The sequence below is a fragment of the Fulvivirga maritima genome (genome assembly GCF_021389955.1).
Classification (GTDB): domain Bacteria; phylum Bacteroidota; class Bacteroidia; order Cytophagales; family Cyclobacteriaceae; genus Fulvivirga; species Fulvivirga maritima.
On the sequence record NZ_CP089980.1, the window covers coordinates 669,067 to 691,667 of the forward strand.

Annotated in this window: 16 protein-coding genes; 6 read left to right on the top strand and 10 right to left on the bottom strand. The window is 38.0% G+C overall.

Annotation, left to right across the window (positions count from 1 at the left end; translation table 11 throughout):
• Positions 1-17 precede the first annotated feature (17 nt).
• From LVD15_RS02860 to LVD15_RS02900, 9 genes are all read right to left on the bottom strand, one after another.
• Positions 18-1,040, bottom strand: coding sequence for a hypothetical protein (locus LVD15_RS02860; protein ID WP_233778781.1), 1,023 nt, complete (start codon positions 1,038-1,040; stop codon positions 18-20).
• A 165-nt stretch (positions 1,041-1,205) separates the two neighbouring features.
• Positions 1,206-1,772 (bottom strand): Pvc16 family protein, encoded by a 567-nt coding sequence (locus tag LVD15_RS02865; RefSeq protein ID WP_233778782.1) that lies wholly within the window; start codon positions 1,770-1,772, stop codon positions 1,206-1,208.
• Positions 1,773-1,785: 13 nt separating this feature from the next.
• Positions 1,786-2,025 carry a hypothetical protein gene (locus LVD15_RS02870; protein ID WP_233778783.1) on the bottom strand — a complete coding sequence of 80 codons (240 nt, stop codon included), beginning with the start codon at positions 2,023-2,025 and terminating at the stop codon, positions 1,786-1,788.
• Positions 2,026-2,030: 5 nt separating this feature from the next.
• Positions 2,031-3,776, bottom strand: coding sequence for a glycosyl hydrolase family 18 protein (locus tag LVD15_RS02875; protein WP_233778784.1), 1,746 nt, complete (start codon positions 3,774-3,776; stop codon positions 2,031-2,033).
• A gap of 5 nt (positions 3,777-3,781) precedes the next feature.
• Entirely contained in the window at positions 3,782-4,675 is an 894-nt protein-coding gene (locus LVD15_RS02880) for a hypothetical protein (protein WP_233778785.1), read from the bottom strand.
• A 32-nt stretch (positions 4,676-4,707) separates the two neighbouring features.
• Complete coding sequence (locus LVD15_RS02885) at positions 4,708-5,901, bottom strand: DUF4407 domain-containing protein (RefSeq protein ID WP_233778786.1); 1,194 nt, start codon at positions 5,899-5,901, stop codon at positions 4,708-4,710.
• Positions 5,888-7,123 (bottom strand): hypothetical protein, encoded by a 1,236-nt coding sequence (locus tag LVD15_RS02890; protein WP_233778787.1) that lies wholly within the window; start codon positions 7,121-7,123, stop codon positions 5,888-5,890. The genes LVD15_RS02885 and LVD15_RS02890 overlap by 14 nt, the downstream gene beginning before the upstream one ends.
• A 108-nt stretch (positions 7,124-7,231) precedes the next feature.
• Positions 7,232-8,584 (bottom strand): ATP-binding protein, encoded by a 1,353-nt coding sequence (locus tag LVD15_RS02895; protein ID WP_233778788.1) that lies wholly within the window; start codon positions 8,582-8,584, stop codon positions 7,232-7,234.
• Positions 8,585-8,590: 6 nt separating this feature from the next.
• Positions 8,591-13,840, bottom strand: a complete 5,250-nt coding sequence (locus tag LVD15_RS02900; protein WP_233778789.1) for a contractile injection system tape measure protein — start codon at positions 13,838-13,840, stop codon at positions 8,591-8,593.
• 208 nt (positions 13,841-14,048) lie between these two features.
• On the opposite strand from LVD15_RS02900, the gene LVD15_RS02905 reads away from it, so the two are divergent.
• The 4 genes from LVD15_RS02905 to LVD15_RS02920 all read left to right on the top strand — a co-directional run bounded on the left by LVD15_RS02905 (position 14,049) and on the right by LVD15_RS02920 (position 19,289).
• Positions 14,049-14,615, top strand: coding sequence for an RNA polymerase sigma-70 factor (locus tag LVD15_RS02905; protein ID WP_233778790.1), 567 nt, complete (start codon positions 14,049-14,051; stop codon positions 14,613-14,615).
• Between the two features lie 21 nt (positions 14,616-14,636).
• Positions 14,637-15,629 carry a FecR family protein gene (locus LVD15_RS02910; protein ID WP_233778791.1) on the top strand — a complete coding sequence of 331 codons (993 nt, stop codon included), beginning with the start codon at positions 14,637-14,639 and terminating at the stop codon, positions 15,627-15,629.
• Positions 15,616-16,746 carry a hypothetical protein gene (locus LVD15_RS02915; protein ID WP_233778792.1) on the top strand — a complete coding sequence of 377 codons (1,131 nt, stop codon included), beginning with the start codon at positions 15,616-15,618 and terminating at the stop codon, positions 16,744-16,746. The genes LVD15_RS02910 and LVD15_RS02915 overlap by 14 nt, the downstream gene beginning before the upstream one ends.
• 68 nt (positions 16,747-16,814) lie before the next feature.
• Entirely contained in the window at positions 16,815-19,289 is a 2,475-nt protein-coding gene (locus LVD15_RS02920) for a PKD domain-containing protein (protein ID WP_233778793.1), read from the top strand.
• 83 nt (positions 19,290-19,372) lie between these two features.
• Here the strand turns inward: LVD15_RS02920 and LVD15_RS02925 are convergent, their stop codons facing one another.
• On the bottom strand, positions 19,373-20,440 hold the full coding sequence (locus tag LVD15_RS02925) for a UDP-glucose--hexose-1-phosphate uridylyltransferase (protein ID WP_233778794.1): 1,068 nt from the start codon (positions 20,438-20,440) through the stop codon (positions 19,373-19,375).
• Between the two features lie 151 nt (positions 20,441-20,591).
• Between LVD15_RS02925 and LVD15_RS02930 the strand changes: the two genes are divergently transcribed.
• Both LVD15_RS02930 and LVD15_RS02935 read left to right on the top strand, forming a co-directional pair.
• The gene (locus LVD15_RS02930) at positions 20,592-20,822 is read left to right on the top strand and encodes a DUF2188 domain-containing protein (RefSeq protein ID WP_233778795.1); all 231 of its coding nucleotides are present in this window, start codon (positions 20,592-20,594) and stop codon (positions 20,820-20,822) included.
• Between the two features lie 181 nt (positions 20,823-21,003).
• The gene (locus tag LVD15_RS02935) at positions 21,004-22,341 is read left to right on the top strand and encodes a transposase (protein ID WP_233776421.1); all 1,338 of its coding nucleotides are present in this window, start codon (positions 21,004-21,006) and stop codon (positions 22,339-22,341) included.
• The last annotated feature ends 260 nt before the right edge of the window (positions 22,342-22,601 follow it).

Consider the following 22,601-nt stretch of genomic DNA (forward strand, 5'->3'; position numbering starts at 1 on the left):
ATTTCCTAATAGTTTTATTAAAAATATATATACATTTCTGAGTATGCTCTTATCTCTCCCTGCTCAGCCTGCATCCTTACCTTGTTCACATCAGGAGTGGGTAAATTCATCCGTTTCTTTACATTTCTGCCTGCTTCTATCTTTACCATCTCCAGCTCCATGTGCCTTTCATACCGCTCTTGCAATTGAATAGGAGCTGTAGTTTCAATATAATAAGCCTTTTCTCCTGTGACCATGATCTTATCCTGCACATCGTTAAGTGGTACTTCATTTTTGCCTGAGTACACTTTGAATTCAGCATATTTTCCATCATCACGATGAATAAGGTTGTATTTCCAGGTAGTAGCCCTGGAAGCTATATTTATTGTATAGTCTGTTCCTTTTATAGTATCAAAATGGTGCTTACCTCCACTGCCTGGTTCAATGACTATATTAAGCACTGCCATGCACTGCTTAAGGCCTGAAGGCTTATAGTAAAATGAGTAATTCTGATCCTGAGTAGATATTTTCAGATATCCGCTTTCTTTTAAAAACAAATTGAATTCAGCCTGATCTATTGAAGCCCAACCCCTTTGATGAAAGACTTCACCGTAAAGATTTTTAATGCTAATGTCTGAATCGGATCCAACAGCATTTAAATGATTTTTAATATCTAATACTGAGGACACAAGAACCACCTGTTCTCCACCAGCCAAATAATCGCCTTTATGCAGTTGCTGCTCTTCAGCACCTAAATTAGTTAACCAGTAAGGCTCATTAAGAGCAGTAGAAATGTCTGAGTAATTATAAAAAGAGGTGTCTTTAGCTATAAGAAAGAAACAAAACCGAAGAGGCGACTTGATATTTTTTAACAAAGAAGAGCCGTTTTCAGATTCTCTGTATAATAAAGAAAATCCTGAATCAAAATCGCGAAGTACAATTCCATAGCTTTTTAGTAAACTCTTTGTATTCCCATCTAAAACCTGCCTTACTCCCCTGAATTTGCCTGAACTATAGTACTCGTGAAAATAATTTACCGAAAAAAGCTTTTCGTATTTCAAAGGTTTAGATCATTAAAAAATTAATCACGTAGCTAAAAGAAGCATTTAGTTTAATATAGTAAATGTATGAAAAAAAAGCGTTTAAAATAATTATTAAAACATTTTCATAAACTAAATATAAATTATTTTAACTATTTCACTTTAACAAACTGAAAATCATAACACTTATGATTCCAGGTCAAAACCTTTAATAGCAGGGATCTCATCAATGATATTATCCTGACTAAAGGTGAGCATCTTCATTTTGTAGACTACCGTGGGCGTATACTTGGCTCCAGTCATAGAAAAAAGGTTCATTTGCTCCTGGGGTGCCAGAGATAGCATGTCAAAATGGATTTTTTCTACATTCTGGCTAAGACCTGGAGTATTTTGTGCTGTAAACAATGGTTTCGACTGAAAGAAGTAGATAACCCCAGAAATATATTTCAGAGACTCCACATAATTTCTTGGCTGGAAATAGGCCGAAATCATAATGGTAAGGTTCACGCTGATGGACGGGGTGAAATCCACAAAAGCACTCCCCATTAACCGCTGATTGGCTTTGGCCTTTAGTGTACCCTCTTCTGATATATTAATTAAAGTAAGCACCATTTTATTATGGCCTTCTATGGCTATGGCTCCGCTCTGATCAATGATATTAGATAAGATCACCTTATCTTCCACTGAATTAAATCGTGTTTTAAGATATTCATTAAGTTCTCCGGCTATTACGGGAAGTATGTTATGTATCATGAATTGCTTATTCTTATTGAGATATTAAAACCCTTTTTACCGCCCATACGGTAAGCCGAATGAGGTAAACGCCTATAAACCCAAGCACTCCACCAATTATTAAAAGATCCATTTCCAACACCTTTTCGTCTGGCGTTAGTACTGCTCCTGAAGGCTGCACATGCATCAGATATAAAAACAAGAACCCCACTGGCAAAGCAGTGATCAAGGCTATGAAGAAATATAAAAACTCTCGCGCTATAGTACTTTTCATATATTCTAAGGCAATTTATTTCTATAAGAGATGTACCTGTTTGTGACCAAATAAACAATGACTGCCCCTATCACTAATCCGATCAGTAAAGGAAAAAGATAGGCGCCCAACCCGCCTTCCGGGTGAACCAGCAGAGACACAGACACAATGCTCAACACTATGATTACCCCTGCGAACAAGGCTCTATAAGTGAAGTTTTGGAAAAATATTTCACGTACCCTCCAATCGAATAGTGATATAAAAAGGCCTAATACAAAGAAATAAACGATAATAATCAGGCCAACACCTATAGCTCTTTTGTGCTCTACCAGGGATTCTACCATTCCGTAAAGTCTCCCATTATCCACATCTATGGGTTCTATGCGTTGCAATGGCTTCATGCCAAAGCTCTTGGCTATGGCATTAGTAATGCCCGGCTGATTGCCATCATACCCTAATGACCAGATAGCGGCACCTTTCATACCATGATCAAGTGCCCATTTAAATTTCATTTCTAAGCCTTCAGAACTCTCATACCAAACCAACTTAGTTTGCTTGCCCTGATCTACTATAAAAAATGAACTACCACTCACTGGGTCATAAGAAGTTTCGTAATCTTGACCATAACGGGCCATGACATCGCTATAAGTGATATAGCCGTCAAAATTAGCTTTAGCATCCCAACTGTTTCCTTTCAATGTCCATTCGGTACCGTAAGCAGGCAAGCCCAAAATCGCCTTTGCTGGCTTAAGTCCATTTCTTATACAATAATCAAACGTGTTTACAATACAAGGACAGTTACTATTGATGGTAAGCAAAGGTGACACCGGCCCCGGTTTACCTCCACAATCTACCCGACTATAATCGTAGCCCTGCACCACATAGAGGTCTACCACATCATTCAAAGCAAAAAAGTCAATGCCTCCATGATTATTGTAGGCTGGCACCTGAACTGTGACCATACGTGCATCTCCCAGCTTGCTTTTCACCTGCTTCACAAACCTTGTAAATGCTTCTTTGTTGTTTTCAGTAAGACCTTCAAAATCAATATCTACACCGGCTCCGCCACGCATATTCAATAGCATGTCCACCGAGTCTATCATGCGCCCCCACAGCATCTCATCTTGTAAAAAGGCATTAGTCTCAGCGGCCCCATAATTAGTGATGCTCAACAGCACTTTTACATCATGCGCTTTAGCTGAATCTATCATAGCTGTGGTTTTCCAGTCATTGATGGCATCAGCATCATTATACAGACCGGAATTAGGATCTATATCATAAGAATAATAGGAAATGATGGAAAGCAGGTTATAATTATAGTTCTTGAAATCATCTTTCATCCAGTAAGGATGCCACCCGAATACAATATCGCCTTTGTTAAGCGCATTGATTTTATCTAACCTATTATAGAAACGATTGTCTGTAGAATCCCAAACTATTTTATTGAGGTTCTTGGTATTCTTAAACTTCACCTGATGATACTTGCCATGCAGTGAGCGAAAGAGATAGGCATAATCATTTACCACTCCCCGCTGAGGAATGTATCGTTCCTTTTCCCACGCAATAGTATCAGCCACATTTTCTTCAGGAGTAACCGTTTTCTTTTCTGAGCTAAAAAACCGCTCCATGCGCCTCATATCACTTTTGGCAGTGTTAGTCTCTCGCTCCGTTTGCCGAAGCTTTTTCCGTGCCCCTTGCAATAAACCCTGCTGAGCATGAAGTGCTACTGAACTCAAGTTTAATATGACAAGAAAGATTAAAGCTCTACTCATAATCATTATTTCTTTTTAGGCACTTTTTTCTCTCCACTTTTAACAAAATCAAAGGCCATTACTTTAAAATAGACATACTCTCCCACTACTTCGTCATCATTAATTACAGCCAAAGTATAGTGCCCCGGGTGCTTATTAACTGTACCATAAGCTGTAGTATGATATGAACTATTTACTCCAGGCCCTTTCAATGACAATTCAATTTTTTTGCTCTCAGACTCTGGAAATTCATTCCTATTCTTCATAAAAAAGGCCACTAAGGGATCTCCCACGGGTTGCTGCGTTTTTATATCTACCTGGTTATTTGCCTCAGCACCATATTCTCTTCCAAACCCAATTAAAAAGGCCCAGTATAGCGGCGCCTTGTCTTTCGCTGGAGCAATATCAAACTCCACCGTTTTCCTATAATCTTCCTTGATATTTCTTCTGGCTCCAAGGTAGTAAGTATCATCAAGGACTAACCGAGGAACGGTGTCATATACGGCCACTGTAACAGAATCTACAATAATAGGTACCTTGATTTTTGTTGTTTCCGTCCACCCTTTGGCCTGTTTCAAAGTGATAGTAACATAATTATTCTTCAGACTCCTATTGAGTATTTCCAGCGTATAAGTGCCTGCACCGGCATCAGTGGGTAGTGGCATATTTTCTACCTGATCGTCTATCATGAACTGCTTCTCTGTATTATCAGGAAAAACTATGCGATATTTCATTTTAACATCTTTTTCCTTTTTCAAAGTGTACAATAAGCTATCTCCTGCATTTACCTGAAATGGAAATTTCTTCTTTGTCATTACCCACACTTTCATCCTGGTATGTAAAAGAGTAACCGTATCTATACCGCTATAAGTACTGTCTTCTAATGTAAATTGCTGCGCCACAGAAATTCCACAGCACAAAAAACATAGTATTGAGAAGAAAAAAGCTGCCCTCATATTATTTTATCAGTGTTCTGATATTGATCTGTTTTACGCTTCATATCTTCCCTGAGCTTTTTCTTTTCCTGCTCTACCCAAATAGAAAGCTGCTCACGCACCAATTCTTCCTGAGCTTCTTCTATCAGTTGTAATGTTCTTTTATTATTAATGATCTGCTGCTCCACTTTTTCTTGCTCTACATTAGCCAAGACAGTCAGCTGATTATTGAGCTTCTGGTTACGCAGATTAATCGATGATATTTCATCTATCTCATAATCATACTCTATAGTTTTAAGCAAATGATCATAAGGCCCATAAGGGGAAAGTAACTTGGTAAGTATAGGCGCCACTTCTATGCAAATGAGTAGCATAACAATGGCTAATGACGGACCTGAAGGCAGATTTCCTAAGGCATTTAACCTGGCCAGTAAACCAGAAGCGAAAGAGGCCTGTAACTCATGCTTATACTCCTTTTCTTCTGCATGAAGATCATCTATTATTGCTTGTATGGTCTGTATTTCTTCATCATTTTCAGCTTTAGCCAGCTTATATTCTTCATCAGCCTTCAGGTATTTCTGCTCCTTTCTCAAGCATTCAGAACCTATACCTTTTTCGCCGGTACCACAGCTGCCTTCGCACTCACATTTATACTCTTCATAGTACTTTTCCCGAATTTCAAACTTAGCATTAGTGGCGGCTTTTAGCTTTTCTATAGAGGCTCTGCGCTTGTCTATTTTCTGCTCATAGAGCTGATCTATGTCTTCAAGCTTTTTCACCCCTGTGTAGTGTAGCTGCTCATTGATTTCCTGCTCAAAAATCTTTAACTCCAACGGCTTAGAGATAATGAGAGACAGAAAAACCGCCAATAATAAGCGTGGTATCACCTGTTTCCACTGATCCGACTTCTTATCATTTTTCTTAATGGTAGAAACAATAAACCTATCTAAATTAAAAATAAGCCCACCCCAAAACAGCCCCAATAGAGCCCCGATAGTTACACTATTAAAAACGGTATAAATAGCATATCCACCTGATAAAGCGGCCAATAAACCGGTAAAAAAGACGGTAGCTCCTACGCCGGCATATTTATTCCTTTCTGAAGAAGGGCACTTTTTTAGAAGATCCTGATTAGCAGCTGAGCAAAACAGGAAAAACCTCATAAAAGGCTTCAGCTTTACTTCCTCTACCTCCATATTATTCCTGCTCATAATAAGATTTCATTGATTTAAGAACATCAGCAACACCAGGCTTCCGTTTAAATAATCGTTTCAATTGACAAAAAACACCCCTATTTATGGATTTAATATTACATTTTTTATTGTAATTATTAAAAATTAATTCATCCGCATGATTCACCAGATAGGTTCCTCGCTGCTCTTGGGCTTTTCTAATTTCCTCAAGTGATTGATTATAAATTCCTTTTCTATTTTTTATCTCTTCTAAAATTTCTGCTGTATCAGGTATCTTTTTTTGAAGCTGCTCACTCAAAGCTTCTGAATTGAGCATTAATTGATCTCTAAATACTTTTATAGGAAAAACTAATAGCTGGATTTTGCGAGTGACCGACCTATTATGAACTACGGCCTCTATTAGGATTTCGGTATGCCTTTCTGCCAGGAATCCATAGATCCCTTCGGTACCTTGTAAATCGAATGGTAATATGCTTACGGCATTAGAATCTTTAACCGACCATTGAAACCGTACGTAATTACCTTTAGAAACACCGTAAACGTGAGTTCCTTCAGCATCCGCCGCTAAATCAGAATAATTTTGTGTTTTGGGGTGAGCAGCACTTAAGGTATAGTTGATTTGAAGATCATCATACACACTTACAAAAGTCGTTCTTAAGCTCGTTTGCGCCTGATTATAGGCTCCCAACTTAAATATAGTATTGCGCTGAGGCCTTACCTTTTTATAACCGATATGATCCACTTCGCCAATGCCATGAATAATAACCGTTTGCGCATTTTTTACTTCCCAGCGTAAAGTAATCTCATCATCTTTAAAGATAATATCATCATTCACTTCAAAATGAATTTGAATATCATTGTCTTCCTGAAGAAAAGGAGTCGCTCCCTTTATCAGGGACCTGGTATTTCTTAAGTACTGGGTTAAATCATCTGCTGGTGTGGTGCCTGCATCATCATAAATGGATAAATTTTGATAATCAGCTATAGCATATGATATAAAATCATGCTCCACCACATATATCTGAGCTCCTTTTTTGAGTAAAACCAGACATTTATTAAACAGAAAAACATTATTTTCTATGACTAATCCTACTTCACGAGAAACCACAAGGGTAACGGCTATCCCTTTCTCTAACAGGGTAGTTAAAGCACTCAGAATCTCTTCTGAAGGCGGTTGATTTACTACCAGCTTCAGGTCTTGCTTTACATCAGAAATTACATAGCCAATATCAGACTGCATAGAGAGGTTATTAGATCAATACTCCCATCGCCTCAATCAATCATGTGCTCAATGTATCACAACTACACTTAATATGCAATCAGGTGTTAGTTTATGGGTATTTTTCAACTAAAGTGTAATGCCTTCTTTATGATACTCCTTGTTTATGCCTTTGAGAATATCTTCCATATACACCTTATCATCACCACGCTTTTTGGCTGCTATAGTGCAATGACGCAGCACGTTAATCATGCTACCTCCTGTTATTTCATGATCCATAGCTATTTGCTCCAGGTCTACATCTACCAGGTCAAAGGTATCATCAAAATACTTTTGCCATAGGCGAAGTCTTTCCTCCAGCTTAGGTTTAGGAAAATACACCACAGACTGAAAACGTCTTAAAAAGGCCGTATCAATATTATCTTTGAAATTAGTAGCCAGAATGACTACCCCATCAAAATCTTCAATCCGCTGCAACAGATAGGCCACCTGCTGATTCACAAACTGATCATTACTACTCTGCACACTGGTGCGCTTTCCGAAAAGGGCATCGGCTTCATCAAAAAACAGTATCCAGTTCTTATTTTCAGCCATTTCAAAAATACCAGCCAGATTCTTTTCCGTTTCTCCGATATACTTAGACACCACAGCAGAAAGATCAATCTGATAAACATCCATTTCTGCTTGCTGCCCCAGCAATGCGGCTGTCATCGTTTTTCCCGTTCCGGGAGGGCCATGAAAAAGTATCCTAAAGCCTCTTTTCAAATGCTTTTGCAGCTTATCATTTTGCATGATTTCATGACTATGCTGAATCCATATTTTTGCTTCTTCCAGGTCATTGAGCGTATGATCATCATACACAGCATCTTCCCAATGCAGCCTGCTGGTGAGCCGCCGTGCAGGAAAAGAAGAGGTATATTGCGGCTTGTACTCCCGGCCTTGCACCAAAAGACTCAGATATTCTTTACTAATAGTGAGTGCTCCACTAAAAACAGGTTCATTTTCATTGATACCGGTTAGGCTTAGGATGTTTTGAGTATGAAAAAAGTGAGTGTCAGAAAACAGATCCAGAAGCTCAAACCGTTTCTCCAGATCATTTCCACTTAGTATAAAAGAAACCGTTTCTCCTGTAGGAATAAAACCACTGTGGGCCTGACCGGTTATACCACCAAAAACCGTGAATCCGCGGTCAAAATTGGTGTTTTTGGTGAAAAATATATCATAAATAGCCGGAGAGACATGCACAGCCAGAGCCATCAATAAGATTATCCTCTCTTCTGCAGTAAATTCATACTCCTTAATTACCGCACTATAAACAGAATCATCCTGACTAAGGTCTGGTGGAGGCACCTCATCTATACTTTTATGTTCTGACTCCTGAAAATAATTATTGAACCTGAACTCAATCACCTGACTGAGCCAGTCGAGATCTTCCTTAATTACTTTAATAGCTGATTTTATCTTTTTACTTTCAGAAGCCATTTGATGTTAATTTCGCCACTTTACGTTTAAGCTCTTTTTCATCCAAGATAATTTTATTGTGTTAAACGACCAAGGCATAAAATCCAATAAAATATCCTTACCGCTTTCCTCCACCTCAAGCTCCCAATTGTAAGGTGTTTCTACCAGATATCCTGTTCTCATTAAAAAACCTTCCCTCAAAGCATCAACAGAAACATTTTGCATTCTGTCCCAATTTTGCAGCACTCCTTTCAGCAGGCTTTCAGAAATATCCTTTTCTTTATCAGTCAACTCTATAAATCGGTCTACCGGATAAGCTAAATCCACTCCGCAGAGCACTTTGTTAAGCACCAGCTCATGCTCAGGTGTTTCCTGCTCTCCAGTGATCAGATATTGAACCAGCAATACTGCCCTGGCAGCCGTTTCCTCATCTTTAAAAACCCGCTTTTCTTTCATTTGGAGCATATCAAAATAGCGAGGTAAAAAATTAGCCAGAATAACAGCTCCTGCGTTATGTACCTCCAAACTTCCCTTCAGTGGGGTTTCAGGTATGTCCTTTTTATCTTCCTCTTTCGTGGTTTTAGATGGTTTTTTCGGCAAAGCTACGGTCTTTTTTAGAGAACGCTTAAAAAGAGTAGATACCTGCGGTGAAGGTTTATAGTCTTTAATATGCTCTTGAACCTCTTCTTTCCACCCAGGAATCAGCCGTAGCTTCACTTCTTCAAAGAAAGCATGAATAAGCCTTTCAGAGTTAAACTGAAGCTGCGCTCCTGTCTTTAATGATGCTATTAAGACTTTGATAGCCAGTGCTTCATAGTTGCCTTTAGATATTTCAGGGTGTGAATATCTCATAAAATCCACCACTCCTGTAAGCCACTCTGCAAGCCTTACTTTTGGAATCTGATAGATAAAAGCAGCGATTTGTATTAACAGAGTATTTCCATGTTTCAAGAGCTTATCTACAGCTAGTGGCTGCTTGAAAGATTGTAAGGAAGCTCGTAACTCCGGACCATTCGTTTCTGCTTCTGCCTTGAATATATCCTGAAGCTCCTGATATGTTTTAATTTCAGTATTAAATGGCAATGCTGCCTTGGTAAGATAAAAAACGAGGACATCGAAAAAAGTTAACTGTTCGGCTTCAGAATCCTCCCCATTGATGAGAGAAGGAGAAGTTTTAAGGCCTTTAGATAAAGATGGAACTGAAGTCAAAACCTCAATTAAGGTATCGAATTTAGACTCGCCCTTCAAAGCCATTTCATGCGCAATATGCTCCATCCTTTCTAAAAACTGTCGATGATTTATATTAAAAGCATCAGTAACGAACATAGACATTTGCGACGTAAATGCCTGAGCAGTAAAACTTCGTTTATTGGTTTTTACATAATTATACATGTACAGGTAAACCGAATGTGCGGAAGGAAATGCTAGTCTGCCATAATACTCCCGCGCCGACAACTGTAACACCCTGACATACATCACTATGAAGCCTGCTATTTCAGGAGCCATAGCTGTAATCAGACTTAAGTATTCGTTTAAAGTGACCTCTTTAATTATTTTCTGAACAAAGGCCTGTTCCTTTCCTGATGTACGTAATGACTCAATTAGGCTTGGTATATCCCTTTGAAATATAGTTTTGTACAGTCTCGCTTTCTCCTTTTCTATAGAGCTGCCTTTTTTCTCTGGATGCTGATACCACCATGGAAATTCATTATATTCCAGTATATAAAAAAGAGCATTAACATCAACAGCATTGTCGCTTTCCTCAAGCTTATCTTCCTGCTGAACAGTTACTGGCTGATTACCTTTAAATGCCTTTAAGGCTTTAATTAAAGGTTTACTTTTTAGTTTATGAACCCTTTCGTTTAGAAAGTAATAAATCTCCTGAATACCAAGCGCATAATGTGCAGCTATATTATTTATTAACTGCGTAGCCACCTGATGCCCTTGCAAAGAAGTCGATTTCACCAAAGCTGCTGTTATCTGTTCATTTAAATAAGTTTCTAGATGAGTTTTAGTGGTTTGAAGAAAGACAGGTAGTTCTTTCAGCAACAGTAAATCTGCCACCACCAATCGATAAACCTTAAACTTCTGCGCATCAACGGCCTTTAAAATAGCCTTAAGCTCTTCATCGCCCACCAATTGAGTAAATGTTATTAATGCCTGATCATCATCTTTAATAAAAAGCAAAACATCCAAAATCTTATGCATAGAGAGCTCTATACCACGAGAAATTAGTTTTTTAATGGATGAAACACCTCTAAATGTAGACCATACAGGAAAAGTCTGAGTTTTTAAGTAATAAATAATCAGTTCCTCGGAGGTAAATTCCGCCTGCCGATCAGTCTCCACTCCCTCTTTAAGCCATTCTCTCAGCTGACCTCCTTTGTTCATAACTAACTGCTCATCAATCGCTTCTTTTAAGATATGGGGACCTATTTGAGGATAATAATGACTGAGTTCATGCCAAAACACACTTCCTTGCTTACCATATTGATGGGAAAAGTACTGTGCAAAAACGACTAATAACTGTTTAACTGTATACTGGAAAAGAGTCCTTTCCTGCATCAACAGCACTTCCAATAAGGATAAATATATGTTCCTTTTAAAAGCTGCTTCAGAAGACTTAAAACTGAGATTATGGGCTGATTTTCCGAAAGCAATCAGTGTTTCGAATACCAATTCAAATACCGCCAACCTTTGGCTATTGACCTGCCCCAGCATCACCACCAGATCTGCTGATCTTATTAAATTTACCAGTCTTATAAAAGCCGGTCTATCTTGATATATTTCTTTAAATACCGAAGTAACCAGAGCTGGTCGTTGCTTTATATTCTCCCTTAAAAGAGACTTCAATTGAGTTAACTCTGAAATGCTAGCCCACTTTGGAATATGCCCTTCGACCGCATAAAACTGGATTAAATCAGAAAACTCATATTCAGATGAATGCTCTAATGCGATTCCTTCTAAACGCTTTCGTTTAATTGGCTGCTGAGAAGACTTTGTTTCAAGAACGGGTGCTGTTTCATTTTCAGTTGAGGTAAGCTCTTCTTTTTGATCATTAGGCGTAATACCCCTTATAAATTCTTTGCCCTTATTCTCTAACCACTTAGCCAGATGTTGGTAATAATAACTCCTGTTAATTGGGTTCTTTAAAAGTAATTGCAAGACCTTGCTTGCATTCCTATACTTAGCATTCGACAAACTCTTCTTCAGATTTGTGAATATATACCCATAAATAAAATGAACTATTTCCGTGACAGAAGTAGAAAAATCACTGGCAACCAATTTTTCCAACACTCCTTTGACTAAATCAAAAGACAAAGGATAAATTGATTTTTCATCACCTGGAAAAGAAGGTAATTCTGCTTGTAATCGCTTTATTTCTTTAAAAACCTGCTCCAAAACAGACCTTTGAAAAGGAGCCAGTTGAAGCACCAGCTGCTGCCGCTGCCTATCATTCAAAACCTGCAAAATATGCCTCCAAAAATCAGGGTGGACTTCATATTGGAGTAATAACTGAGGCAAGAAATAATGATTTTGAAATGCCTCTAAAAGAGCCTTCTCCACCTCTTTCTTTTTCTTTTCCGCTTTATTATTCACATTACCCCCGTTAGCCAATATCTCTGGAATAATTGAGGCATAATAACCTTTTGACTTGTACCATTGCTCAGACTCCTCTTTCAAAAGAGAAATTAAGGCAATACCTGGGTGCTGCTGTCCTTGTGCGAGTAGTGTAATTATTTCATCAGCTTTTGCTTGAAGCTGAGTAACACTTTGCGTGAAAACATGAAAAAAGGCCGCTGTAAATTCAGCTTCATTAACAGTTTCAGAAGTTCCTTGATGCATCACCTCGAAAAAGGAAAAATACAAATGCCTTTTTATCCTTTCAGGAACATCCATAGCATGAAACTCATCCGAATCAAACAGGTTTTCAAAAAGAGATAAGTGCTCAGAATCACCAAAAAGAAGATGTATGATTTGAATGACTTGAGTGATATCCAGCTGATAAGCCACTCTATACCTTACTGGGAAATGTGCCCATTTTTCATGCAATACTTGAGTTAATAGGATAGCATGAGATTGCAATAAACCGTCCACAACATCAGCCAAAGTCAATTCTGAAGGGAAAAGCCCTGTCTCCAAAAAGCGAATGAAAAGATCCATTTGGCTATAGGAAATTGCCATTTCCCGATCCTTTTCAAAGGTCTGACGATTGTCCTTGCCAACAGCCAACCAGCTCTGATCATCATCCCAATCATTGAGTTGACTCTTTAATCGTCTTTGAGCATATTTAGTCAGCACTACACCAGACTCTTTGAGCATATCCCTGATTACTTTGGCCTGAGCCTTCTGCTGCTTACTATTAGCCATAAAAGCTAAAAAGGCCTTTTTATATTGATATGTATAGGTATAGCGATGCGCTAATTCGTTCTCAGCAAATATTAGACGAACACGTTTAAAAGTTTCTATAGATTGCTCATATTCAGGAATCAACAAAAACAAAGACTCTAAAAATTGAATAGATAAGGTCTTTATTATTCGATCTTCAATCTCTTTTTTATTTAGTTTAGGAGCCAGGCGCTGCATCATCTTTTTTCTGTCCGAAGTATTGAGCTTTTTTAAAGCCGCTTCTACTTCCCCCTGAAAATAAGTGCGGAAACTACGCGGCCATTTCCCTGACATAAAGTATTGTATCAACTCATCTACTCTGTTTTTTTGAATTGAAGTGTGACCTAGCAATTCTTCCAATTGATGGTAAAGTTGAGGTTTCAATTGCCTTTTCAACCTTTTCTGCACCACCACTTGCAAGCGTGCTTTCTTAAGAGTCTCTATTAAAAGCCTTTCATCTTTTTGCCATAATTCTTCAATCAATTCATTGATATCATACGCTTCTTCCACATGAGCTGGAAAGTAAGATCGACTTAAAAAATGAGTGAGCCACTTATATCGATCATCAGCACTGTCTGATTCTAACTTCCTAAAAACCGGCAACTGCCTATTCTTTGACAGCTTTTTAAACTCACGATCGAGCAATTCAATCAATCGCCTTTTATATTCTTCAAGAAAATTCTCCGTATTAAATGCCCCCAGATCAAGCGCCACTTTATCTATAACCACCTCCTGATCATCAGAAAAATACTGATTAAACAGCTTCTCTATCGAATCATTAATGGCTTTGCTATTACCTTGTAGCTGCTGGCTAATACGCTTGTGATCAGCCACATCTTTGGCTGTAATTACTACACGGTATTTTTTGATTTGGTGGGGTTTAGACAAAATATAGCAATAGTGATAAGTTCACAATTTAGAATGATCCTTATATTAAATATTGAGTTTTGCAATATAGATAAATTGCCATTTGGATAAAAGAGCATGTATTTATTCACTTTATCTTCCTCAAAAGCATCGGTGATAGTATTATTTCTTTGATATTTGTTATAATTTCACCTTCCTTTTGTAAAACTAACAGCTTTAGAGACCACGGTTGGCACTAGATAATATTATAGAACGCGTAAAGAGAGGTGATAAAGAGGCCTTTGAAAGTATTTTTAGAGAATATTATAATCCTCTATGGAATCTTGCCAACGGTATTTTAAAGGACGAAGTTCTGGCGGAAGAGCAGGTACAAGAAGTGTTTATCAAATTTTGGGAAAACCGACATCAGCATCAATCTACGCTAAAGATTTTTCCATACCTTCTCACAGCAGTTAGAAATAAGTGCTATAACCACATAAAAAAACAGGCTGTAGAGCAAAAGTACATTAACCATACTCAGAAGTTGTTTCAGGATCAGATATTGAATTATGAGTATGATGACCTTACGGAAGATCTGATCAAAAAGATGGAGCGTATTATAGGTTCTCTTCCTGACAAATGCAGAGAGGTGTTTACCCTGAGTCGCTTTGAAAACCTTAGCCATAAAGAAATAGCCGAAAAATTAGATATAAGTACTAAAACTGTTGAGAACCATATTACAAAAGCAATGAAGCTTTTGCGGGAGTCAATGGTTGAATTATTAATTATTTTAATCTTTCTAATAGGGGATTTATAACTTCAAGTTGTTTGCTACTAAATGGATCATAACCAAAACGATATTAATGATGCACTAATTCTGGCCTATCTGAGGGGAGAAAACCTTTCTGAAAAAGATCATGAATCCATAGAAAAATGGTTATCAGAACCAGAAAACCAGGCCAAGGCCAGAGAACTATTTCAGACCTGGGAACTTTCGTTACTGGCATCATCCAAACGCACTGATGTCGATGCTGCTTTTCAGAAAGTAAGTAATCAACTTGCTCATGAACCTACGGCAAAAGAGGTAAAACTAAAAAACATATGGTGGTATGCTGCGGCTAGTATTCTTATTATAGCAGTTTCTATTTTCCTTTATTCAAGAAATGAAAAATCTATACCGGAACAAAAAGCTCAATTAACGGCTCTGGAAACCAATACCGATTATACCCTTGAGGATGAAAGCTCTGTAAGCTTAAAAAAAGGAGCACTACTTACTTACCAACCCAAATCCTTCAATAGCGGAACAGAACGTATAGTAAATTTGGAAGGTGAAGCTTTTTTTGAAGTGGCGCATAACCCTGAAAGGCCTTTTATTATTAAGGCTAATAACGCCGAAATCAAAGTGCTCGGCACCAAGTTTCTGGTAAAAACCTATAATGACCAACCTACTCAGGTACTGGTGACAGAAGGAAAGGTACAAGTAACCTATAAGAGTACTGGTGACATTATTATACTGGAAGCTGAAGAAGAAGTAGTGGTTCAAAAGGATCAGGCTCCTATTGTAAAATCATCTGATGTTAATCAATTGTATTGGAAAACCGGGGTAATGCGGTTCCAAAATGAATCTTTATCAAAAGTATTTCAGACTCTTTCTTCAGAATTTGGCAAACAAATTATTGTAGAAAATGATGATATCAATCAATGCAAGATTACAGCGACCTTTAAAAAGCAATCTTTAGGCACCATCATTAAAGTGATTGAATCTACTCATCAGCTAGAAAGCTCAATTAGTGGAGATAGTATAACTATTAAAGGGCATGGGTGTAACTAAAAAATTCCTCTTCCTACTATACTTTTTTCTATTATCACAGGCACTAATAGCTCAAGAAAAACAAGCTTCTTTTCATTTTAAGAATTCCAGTTGGCCGGAAGCTTTACAGAGTATTGCAGACAAGTACGACGTATTCCTTTCTTATGACCCACAGCTTTTTAAAGAAGAAAGCCAACTCAATCTGGAAATCAAAAACAAGACTCTGAAGGAAACCTTAGAAACATTACTGCACCCAAAATACAACTTTAAGGCTATTGAAGACTACATAGTTATCACAAAAGCCCCGGAGCCGGTCATCATTCCCAAGCCTGCGCCTAAACCACAAATTGTGTATGACACCATCACTATAGAGCAAACAATAGTTAAATATGACACACAGCGTGTAGAAATGATTGTTTATGATACTATTACAATAAAGGAAACTAAGCATATTTATGACACCATTCAAGTTGAGAAAAAAGTAGACCTGACTAACCAACACTGGCAAAACAGCATTTATCTGGCTCCGAACGTATGGGTCAATCAAACGGAAGAAAGTAACATTACTTTTAAGGGTATGGGGTTAGGGTTTATGTTCTCTTATCAACTGAAAAAGCTCAAACTTCAAGGAGGAGTTGAATACAATTATTTGCTACATAATGTACAATACACTACCTCTGAGACTAATACAACAATGCAGATAGATACAGTTTCCACATATTATATAATAAGAGACGGCGCTGAAATACCCGTTTACGTAACGGATACCACGGAGATTAGTACTGAACAAATTAAGGACGTGGACCGTCATGACAATGTGCAAAGACTTACTGTTTTTGCCGGAGTGGGTTATACACTCAAAAAAGGCAAACTCTCCATCGACTTGAGCCCGGGTATCTCTGTCAGCAGAGTGTTTAGGGATGATTTGGATGATGAATCTATCATAGAAGGAGATAATGAAATTAACATCCCCCCACAGGACTACCAGGTAGACTTATATTTTAACTTACCAATTTACTTCAGTAGCTGGGAAAGAGGTGAATTCTACATAGCACCATATGGCAAAATTGGCTTAAGTGATATGGCGTCTTATCCTAAACGATATATGGCTGGGATTAAATTTGGATTTATTTTTTAAAAATTCTCAATCCCCAATAGGGGATTTGCGTGATGAAGTGGTTCCCTATGTAAAAGCCAAATATTATCATGAAAAAGACTTATCTAAAACCATTTTTAACCACCTTCATTAGCCTGGCTATTTTCCTAATAGTCCATTCTAATGTAGATGCCGGCACTTCCTCCCTTGATTCGGGATATGTATGTGATGCCGGTTTTACTTATGTAGTAGACACCACCGGAGTTCCTACCTACACCTTTACTGCCAATGAAACAGACCCCGAATTAACTTACTCTTGGAATTTTGGGAATCAGTGGTACGCTTCAGGCAGAGAGGTAGAGTATATTTTCTATGATGGTGGTGGGTGGAATGTATACCTAACAGTATCTGACGGTATTGACAGCTGCACTACTTATGAAATTGTATCCGTTATTCCAATTGAACCTAATCAGTGTTATTTTAACTATGAAAAAGTATCTGATTCTACTTTAAAAGTATCGAGCTATTCCCCTTATCATTATGAGCAACCTTATAGCTTTGATTTTGGAGATGGCACTGTAGTAACGGACACCATGAGTCACCCAACTAAAGAATTTTCTCATACATATGACACTGCGGGGACTTATCAGGTTTGCTTTTACATTGCCAATATTGATAGTGACAGCTGCAGCTACTGCAAGTCTTTTACTATGGATTTTCCTCCTGCACCTGTAGATACAATACAGTGTAATGCAGGCTTCACCTATAAGGTAGATACCACAGGAGTTCCTACTTATACATTTACTGCTGATGAAACGGACCCCGACTTAACTTACTCTTGGAATTTTGGGAATCAGTGGTACGCTTCAGGCAGAGAGGTAGAGTATATTTTCTATGATGGTGGTGGGTGGAATGTATACCTAACAGTATCTGACGGTATTGACAGCTGCACTACTTATGAAATTGTATCCGTTATTCCAATTGAACCTAATCAGTGTTATTTTAACTATGAAAAAGTATCTGATTCTACTTTAAAAGTATCGAGCTATTCTCCCTATCATTATGAGCAACCTTATAGCTTTGATTTTGGAGATGGCACCGTTGTATCAGATACTATGATATACCAAAGAGATTTTTACCATACTTATGATACTGCAGGAACCTATCAAGTGTGTTTTTATATAGCCTATGCCCCTGGAGATACCTGTAGCTACTGCAATTCCTTTACCATGGCAGGCTCTGTACCGATAGACACTACTCAATGTGATGCCTCTTTTACGTTTACCCAAACGGATGATTTAAACTATCTTTTTAATGCCAACCAGAGAGATTCTATTGATCAATACACCTGGAGAATTGACGGAACGACAGTAGCTAATACGCTAGACCTTTTTTACACCTTCCCAGAAGAAGGATTATATACAGTAAGCCTTAACATAGGAGACAGCTCCAATAACTGTTATTATTCAGAATCAGTTGAGGTAAAATCCCTGATCGACTGCAGTTTCAGTTATGATAGTTTAGCTTCTAATACTTTTCAGTTTTATACTTCAGAAACAGGAGACGCTTCATACTTATGGGACTTTGGAGATGGAAACACATCCGATTCTTCTTCAGTAGTAATGCATACTTTTAGCAGTGCAGGCATTTACAATGTATGTCTTACAAAAACGAATCTTACAGATACCTGTCAGCATTGTAATGAGATTGTGGTAGGATCGCCAGAGCGCGACAGCTTATATATAGAAGGTAGCGTTTATGCTGACTTGCTTCCCGTATTTGATGGAACGGTAGAACTTTATAAGAAAGATAGTATCGAGTGGGAAAAAGTAAAACAAGTTAACCTATCCAATGGATATTTCAGATTCAGCCAACTAACTCAGGGACAATACATTCTATATGCCCGAGGAGATGAAGATGTATACACTTCGTACATTCCTACTTACTTTGTAAACGGTATGGCCTATGAAGATGCTTATTCGATCAACCTTAACGAGCCTGCGGTAAATGTTAATATTACCCTTATAAAAAGTTATTCATTATCCTCTTCAGGAGATGGTTCTGTAGCAGGTAGAATAAGTTTGAGTGATGATTCAAATGATCCTTATGTGGTACTGCTTAAAGATCAGAGTGCGCAAAAAGTAATTAAGTGGACAATGAGTAATGATAAGAACTTCAGCTTTGAAACATTACCTTACGGCACCTATCAGGTTACAGTAGAAAAACCTTCTAAATCTGTATCAAAATCATTTGAACTAACAGCCACATCACCCAATATTAATAACCTCGAATTAGGATCTAACCTTGTTTCAGGTGTTGATGATCAGCTGACACTAAGTTCTATTGGGGTTTATCCTACTCAAATAGATAACAAAGTGATTATAGCCAACAAAGGGTACGAAGAAAAAGCACTTACCGTTCATGTTCGCTCTGCTACTGGAGATCACTTCATTATCCAGTCTATAGACATAGGCGCAGGGTCTACTTATGAATTACCTTTACCTGGGCTTCCTTCAGGCTTATATCTGATTCAATTAAATGATGAGAATGGAAAGTCAGGAACATTTAAAGTAATAAAGCCATAATATATTTAGCTTAAACCTCCTATTTATTACTTCCTTTAAACATAAGGAGGCTGTACCAAAATTTACAATTGATACAGCCTCCTTTATTTTTTATAAGTATTTATTAATAATTGTTTCTTATAATGCACATCAGACAACCCTTGTAACGTTTTAGCGGCTTGCTCAGGAGTAATATCTCTTTGAGGATTACCAAACATTTCATAGCCCACCATAAATTTCTTAACGGTAGCAGAGCGCAGCAATGGAGGATAAAAACTCATATGCCAGTGCCAGTCAGGGTATTCGCCACCATCATATGGAGCTTGGTGAATACCTGATGAATAAGGGAATGATGTCTTAAAAAGGTTATCATATCTGATAGTGAGCTGCTGGATAGCTTCGGCGAAAGCCAGTTTTTCATCTTCAGTCATCTCTGTAATATGAGCCATTTTCCTTTTAGGGATGATCATAGTCTCATAAGGCCATACCGCCCAGAAAGGCACCAAAACTACGAAATGATCATTTTTGAAGATGATTCTCTCATCATCTTCCAACTCTTGTTTGAGGTAATCTTCAAGAATAGACTTACCCAGGTTATTATAGTATTTTTCAAAATTAACGGCCTTTTTAGCGGGCTCTACAGGAATAGACTCCTGCGCCCAAATCTGTCCGTGTGGGTGCGGGTTAGAGCAGCCCATGATGCTTCCTTTGTTTTCAAAAATCTGAATATGATTTACATATTCTATCTGAGATAGTTCAGCACATTCTTTAGCCCATAAATCAACCACTCCTTTTATTTCACCCACTTCCAGCTCTGGAATGGTCAGGTCATGACGGGGAGAAAAACAGATCACTTTACAGATTCCTTTTTCACTTTTTGCCTTCATTAATCCTTTATCATATCCATCTCCGGTAAAATCGGAGGTAAGAGAGGCAAAATCATTCACAAAAGAAAAAGTATGCTTATAATCAGGGTTTACTTCTCCATTGGAGCGTGTATTTCCGGCGCATAAGTAACAACTAGGATCGTGCTGTGGTCGTTGCTCGGCGCTGCTCTCCTCCTGCTGTCCTTGCCAGGGTCTTTTTGCCCTGTGAGGTGATACCTGTACCCACTCGCCTGTTAAAACGTTCAGCCTGCGATGTGAATGATTAGAAAGATCAAAAGTTTCCATGTATGTTTTCCTTTTTTATATCCACATATAAACGTAAATAATACGCTTATAAATACCAAGCATCCAAAGGATTAAAACCAACACATTTAGGGTAATGGCATACCCTTTGAATCCTATTATTTAAGTTATGTAAAATTAAACTAAAATTATCATGGAAAACTATCATTTAACAAAAGAGGGCGACCATTGGAATTTGACTAAAGAAGGCAACAGTCGTGCGTCTAAATCCTTCGAAACCAATAAGGAAGAGGCTATAAAAAGCAGTGCTTCTTACGTTAACAGCCATGGTGGCGGTTCCTTGAAAATTCATAAGCTTAATGGCCAAATAGAAGAAGAAAGAACTTACCCCAGAAGTGCAGATCCTACTGACTCTCCGGGTTGATATTAAAAAGGCTGTTTCATAACTATAATAGGGCCTCCCTTTTAAATAAAAAACACTGAAATACAGTTACTTATCAGTATTAAAGCATAAAATAAAACCCCGAAATTAGCTATATAAAGCTTTTTTCGGGGTTTTTGATTTGTTAAATTGTAGTGCCTAATCACAATTAACACTGCAATATATGAGAGATCAAGAGCTTTTCCAACCGCAAGATTACTTAACTCCAAAATGGTACTTATTCAAGAATAGCAAATTAGGTAAGGTTTATAATACTATTCCTTGGAGTCAACTTTCAGAATGTTTGCCAAAGGAAAATAGAGGCCCAGGCGCACCCCGCTGGTTTTCGGCCCAAGGCATGTTTGGTCTAATGTTTCTAAAATCTTATTTAAACCTGAGTGACGAGAAGTTAATAGAACGATTTAATACTGACTGGAGCCTTCAGCTTTTTTGCAATAAATTGTTGGATGATAACCAAAGAATTAAGGATAAGGCCATTTTAAGTAGAATAAGGACGTATATGGCTGATAATACTGATTGGCAACAACTTCAGGAAGTACTCATTCATCATTGGAAAAGAGATATGAATAATACGCATGTTCTCTTAATGGATGCCACTTGCTATGAAAGTTATATTCGTTTTCCTACCGACGTTAAGCTAATCTGGGAAAGTTGTCAATGGGTGTTTGAAAAACAGCTTTACAGATGGTGTAAAATATTAGGTGTAAAGAGGCCTCGCTCCAAATATATAGATCAAAAACGCAAGCAGATGTCTTACGATCGTAGTCGAAAAAAGACATACAAAGCTGGACGCAAGCGTAAAAAGGCATTGATATATCTACTGTCCAAAGGGCTTGGACAGCTGCAGTACTTACTCAATGAAAACCCACAAATACAGCTTCACTTTCAAGAGCGATCATACCTAAAAACAATAAAGAAGGTACTTGAGCAACAGCAATTCTTGCAGCATCATCCAGCTAAAGAATTGAAAAACAGGATAGTATCGCTTCCCAGACCTTATGTCAGGCCTATCGTACGAGGCAAAGAAACTAAAAGGGTTGAGTTTGGAATGAAAGCCCACATGCTTCAGGTTGACGGCATCTGCTTTATTGATGCCATGGAGTTCAGGGCATTCAATGAAAGTACCAGACTAAAAATAAGTAGTTTAAAACATAGATCGATATTTGGCTCCCTTCATCAGCTGGGGGCGGATCGTATTTATGCCACTAACGCCAACAGAAAGTATTTAACAGTAAGGAAAGTGTTCACTTGCTTTCCAAAGAAAGGCCCCAAGGTAAACAAACCTCAGGAAAGCAAACTCAGAAGCCTCATCTCTAACCAGAGAGCAACCGTGATGGAAGGAAGCTTTGGTACCCATAAAACGGCTTACGGCCTGAATAAAATCAAGGTTAAGGGAGAAAAACGAGAAATGATACATGTATTCTTTGCCGTTATGATGGCCAATGCTGTTAAGATGAGCAAAAAGAAATCAGAAGACATACCACTACTTCAGGCCGCCTAAACCTAAATCAGAAAAGCCCCAGGGATCGGTGTGTCTATACTATTCTAAATCGATATTCCTTCAGATTTATTAATAAAACCACTCACGATTTTGCACTTTTCGAAGACGCTAAAGCGGAAGGTGTTCAGATTTATAACAAAAAAAGCTGGACTTAATCAGTCCAGCTTTTATATCTTGTTTTGATTTATGCAATTATCAAGGGAGGCCTATAATAGTTTGAAACAGCCTTTTTAATTGTTTCTAATTATCTACTATCGTAG

Excerpts from the sequence above, each read along its gene's own strand:
- LVD15_RS02935 (WP_233776421.1), top strand. The coding sequence starts at position 21,004 with ATGAGAGATCAAGAGCTTTTCCAACCGCAAGATTACTTAACTCCAAAA.
- LVD15_RS02930 (WP_233778795.1), top strand. The coding sequence starts at position 20,592 with ATGGAAAACTATCATTTAACAAAAGAGGGCGACCATTGGAATTTGACT.
- LVD15_RS02890 (WP_233778787.1), bottom strand. The coding sequence starts at position 7,123 with ATGCAGTCTGATATTGGCTATGTAATTTCTGATGTAAAGCAAGACCTG.
- LVD15_RS02915 (WP_233778792.1), top strand. The coding sequence starts at position 15,616 with ATGGGTGTAACTAAAAAATTCCTCTTCCTACTATACTTTTTTCTATTA.
- LVD15_RS02875 (WP_233778784.1), bottom strand. The coding sequence starts at position 3,776 with ATGAGTAGAGCTTTAATCTTTCTTGTCATATTAAACTTGAGTTCAGTA.
- LVD15_RS02865 (WP_233778782.1), bottom strand. The coding sequence starts at position 1,772 with ATGATACATAACATACTTCCCGTAATAGCCGGAGAACTTAATGAATAT.
- LVD15_RS02870 (WP_233778783.1), bottom strand. The coding sequence starts at position 2,025 with ATGAAAAGTACTATAGCGCGAGAGTTTTTATATTTCTTCATAGCCTTG.
- LVD15_RS02885 (WP_233778786.1), bottom strand. The coding sequence starts at position 5,901 with ATGAGCAGGAATAATATGGAGGTAGAGGAAGTAAAGCTGAAGCCTTTT.
- LVD15_RS02920 (WP_233778793.1), top strand. The coding sequence starts at position 16,815 with ATGAAAAAGACTTATCTAAAACCATTTTTAACCACCTTCATTAGCCTG.
- LVD15_RS02895 (WP_233778788.1), bottom strand. The coding sequence starts at position 8,584 with ATGGCTTCTGAAAGTAAAAAGATAAAATCAGCTATTAAAGTAATTAAG.
- LVD15_RS02910 (WP_233778791.1), top strand. The coding sequence starts at position 14,637 with ATGGATCATAACCAAAACGATATTAATGATGCACTAATTCTGGCCTAT.
- LVD15_RS02925 (WP_233778794.1), bottom strand. The coding sequence starts at position 20,440 with ATGGAAACTTTTGATCTTTCTAATCATTCACATCGCAGGCTGAACGTT.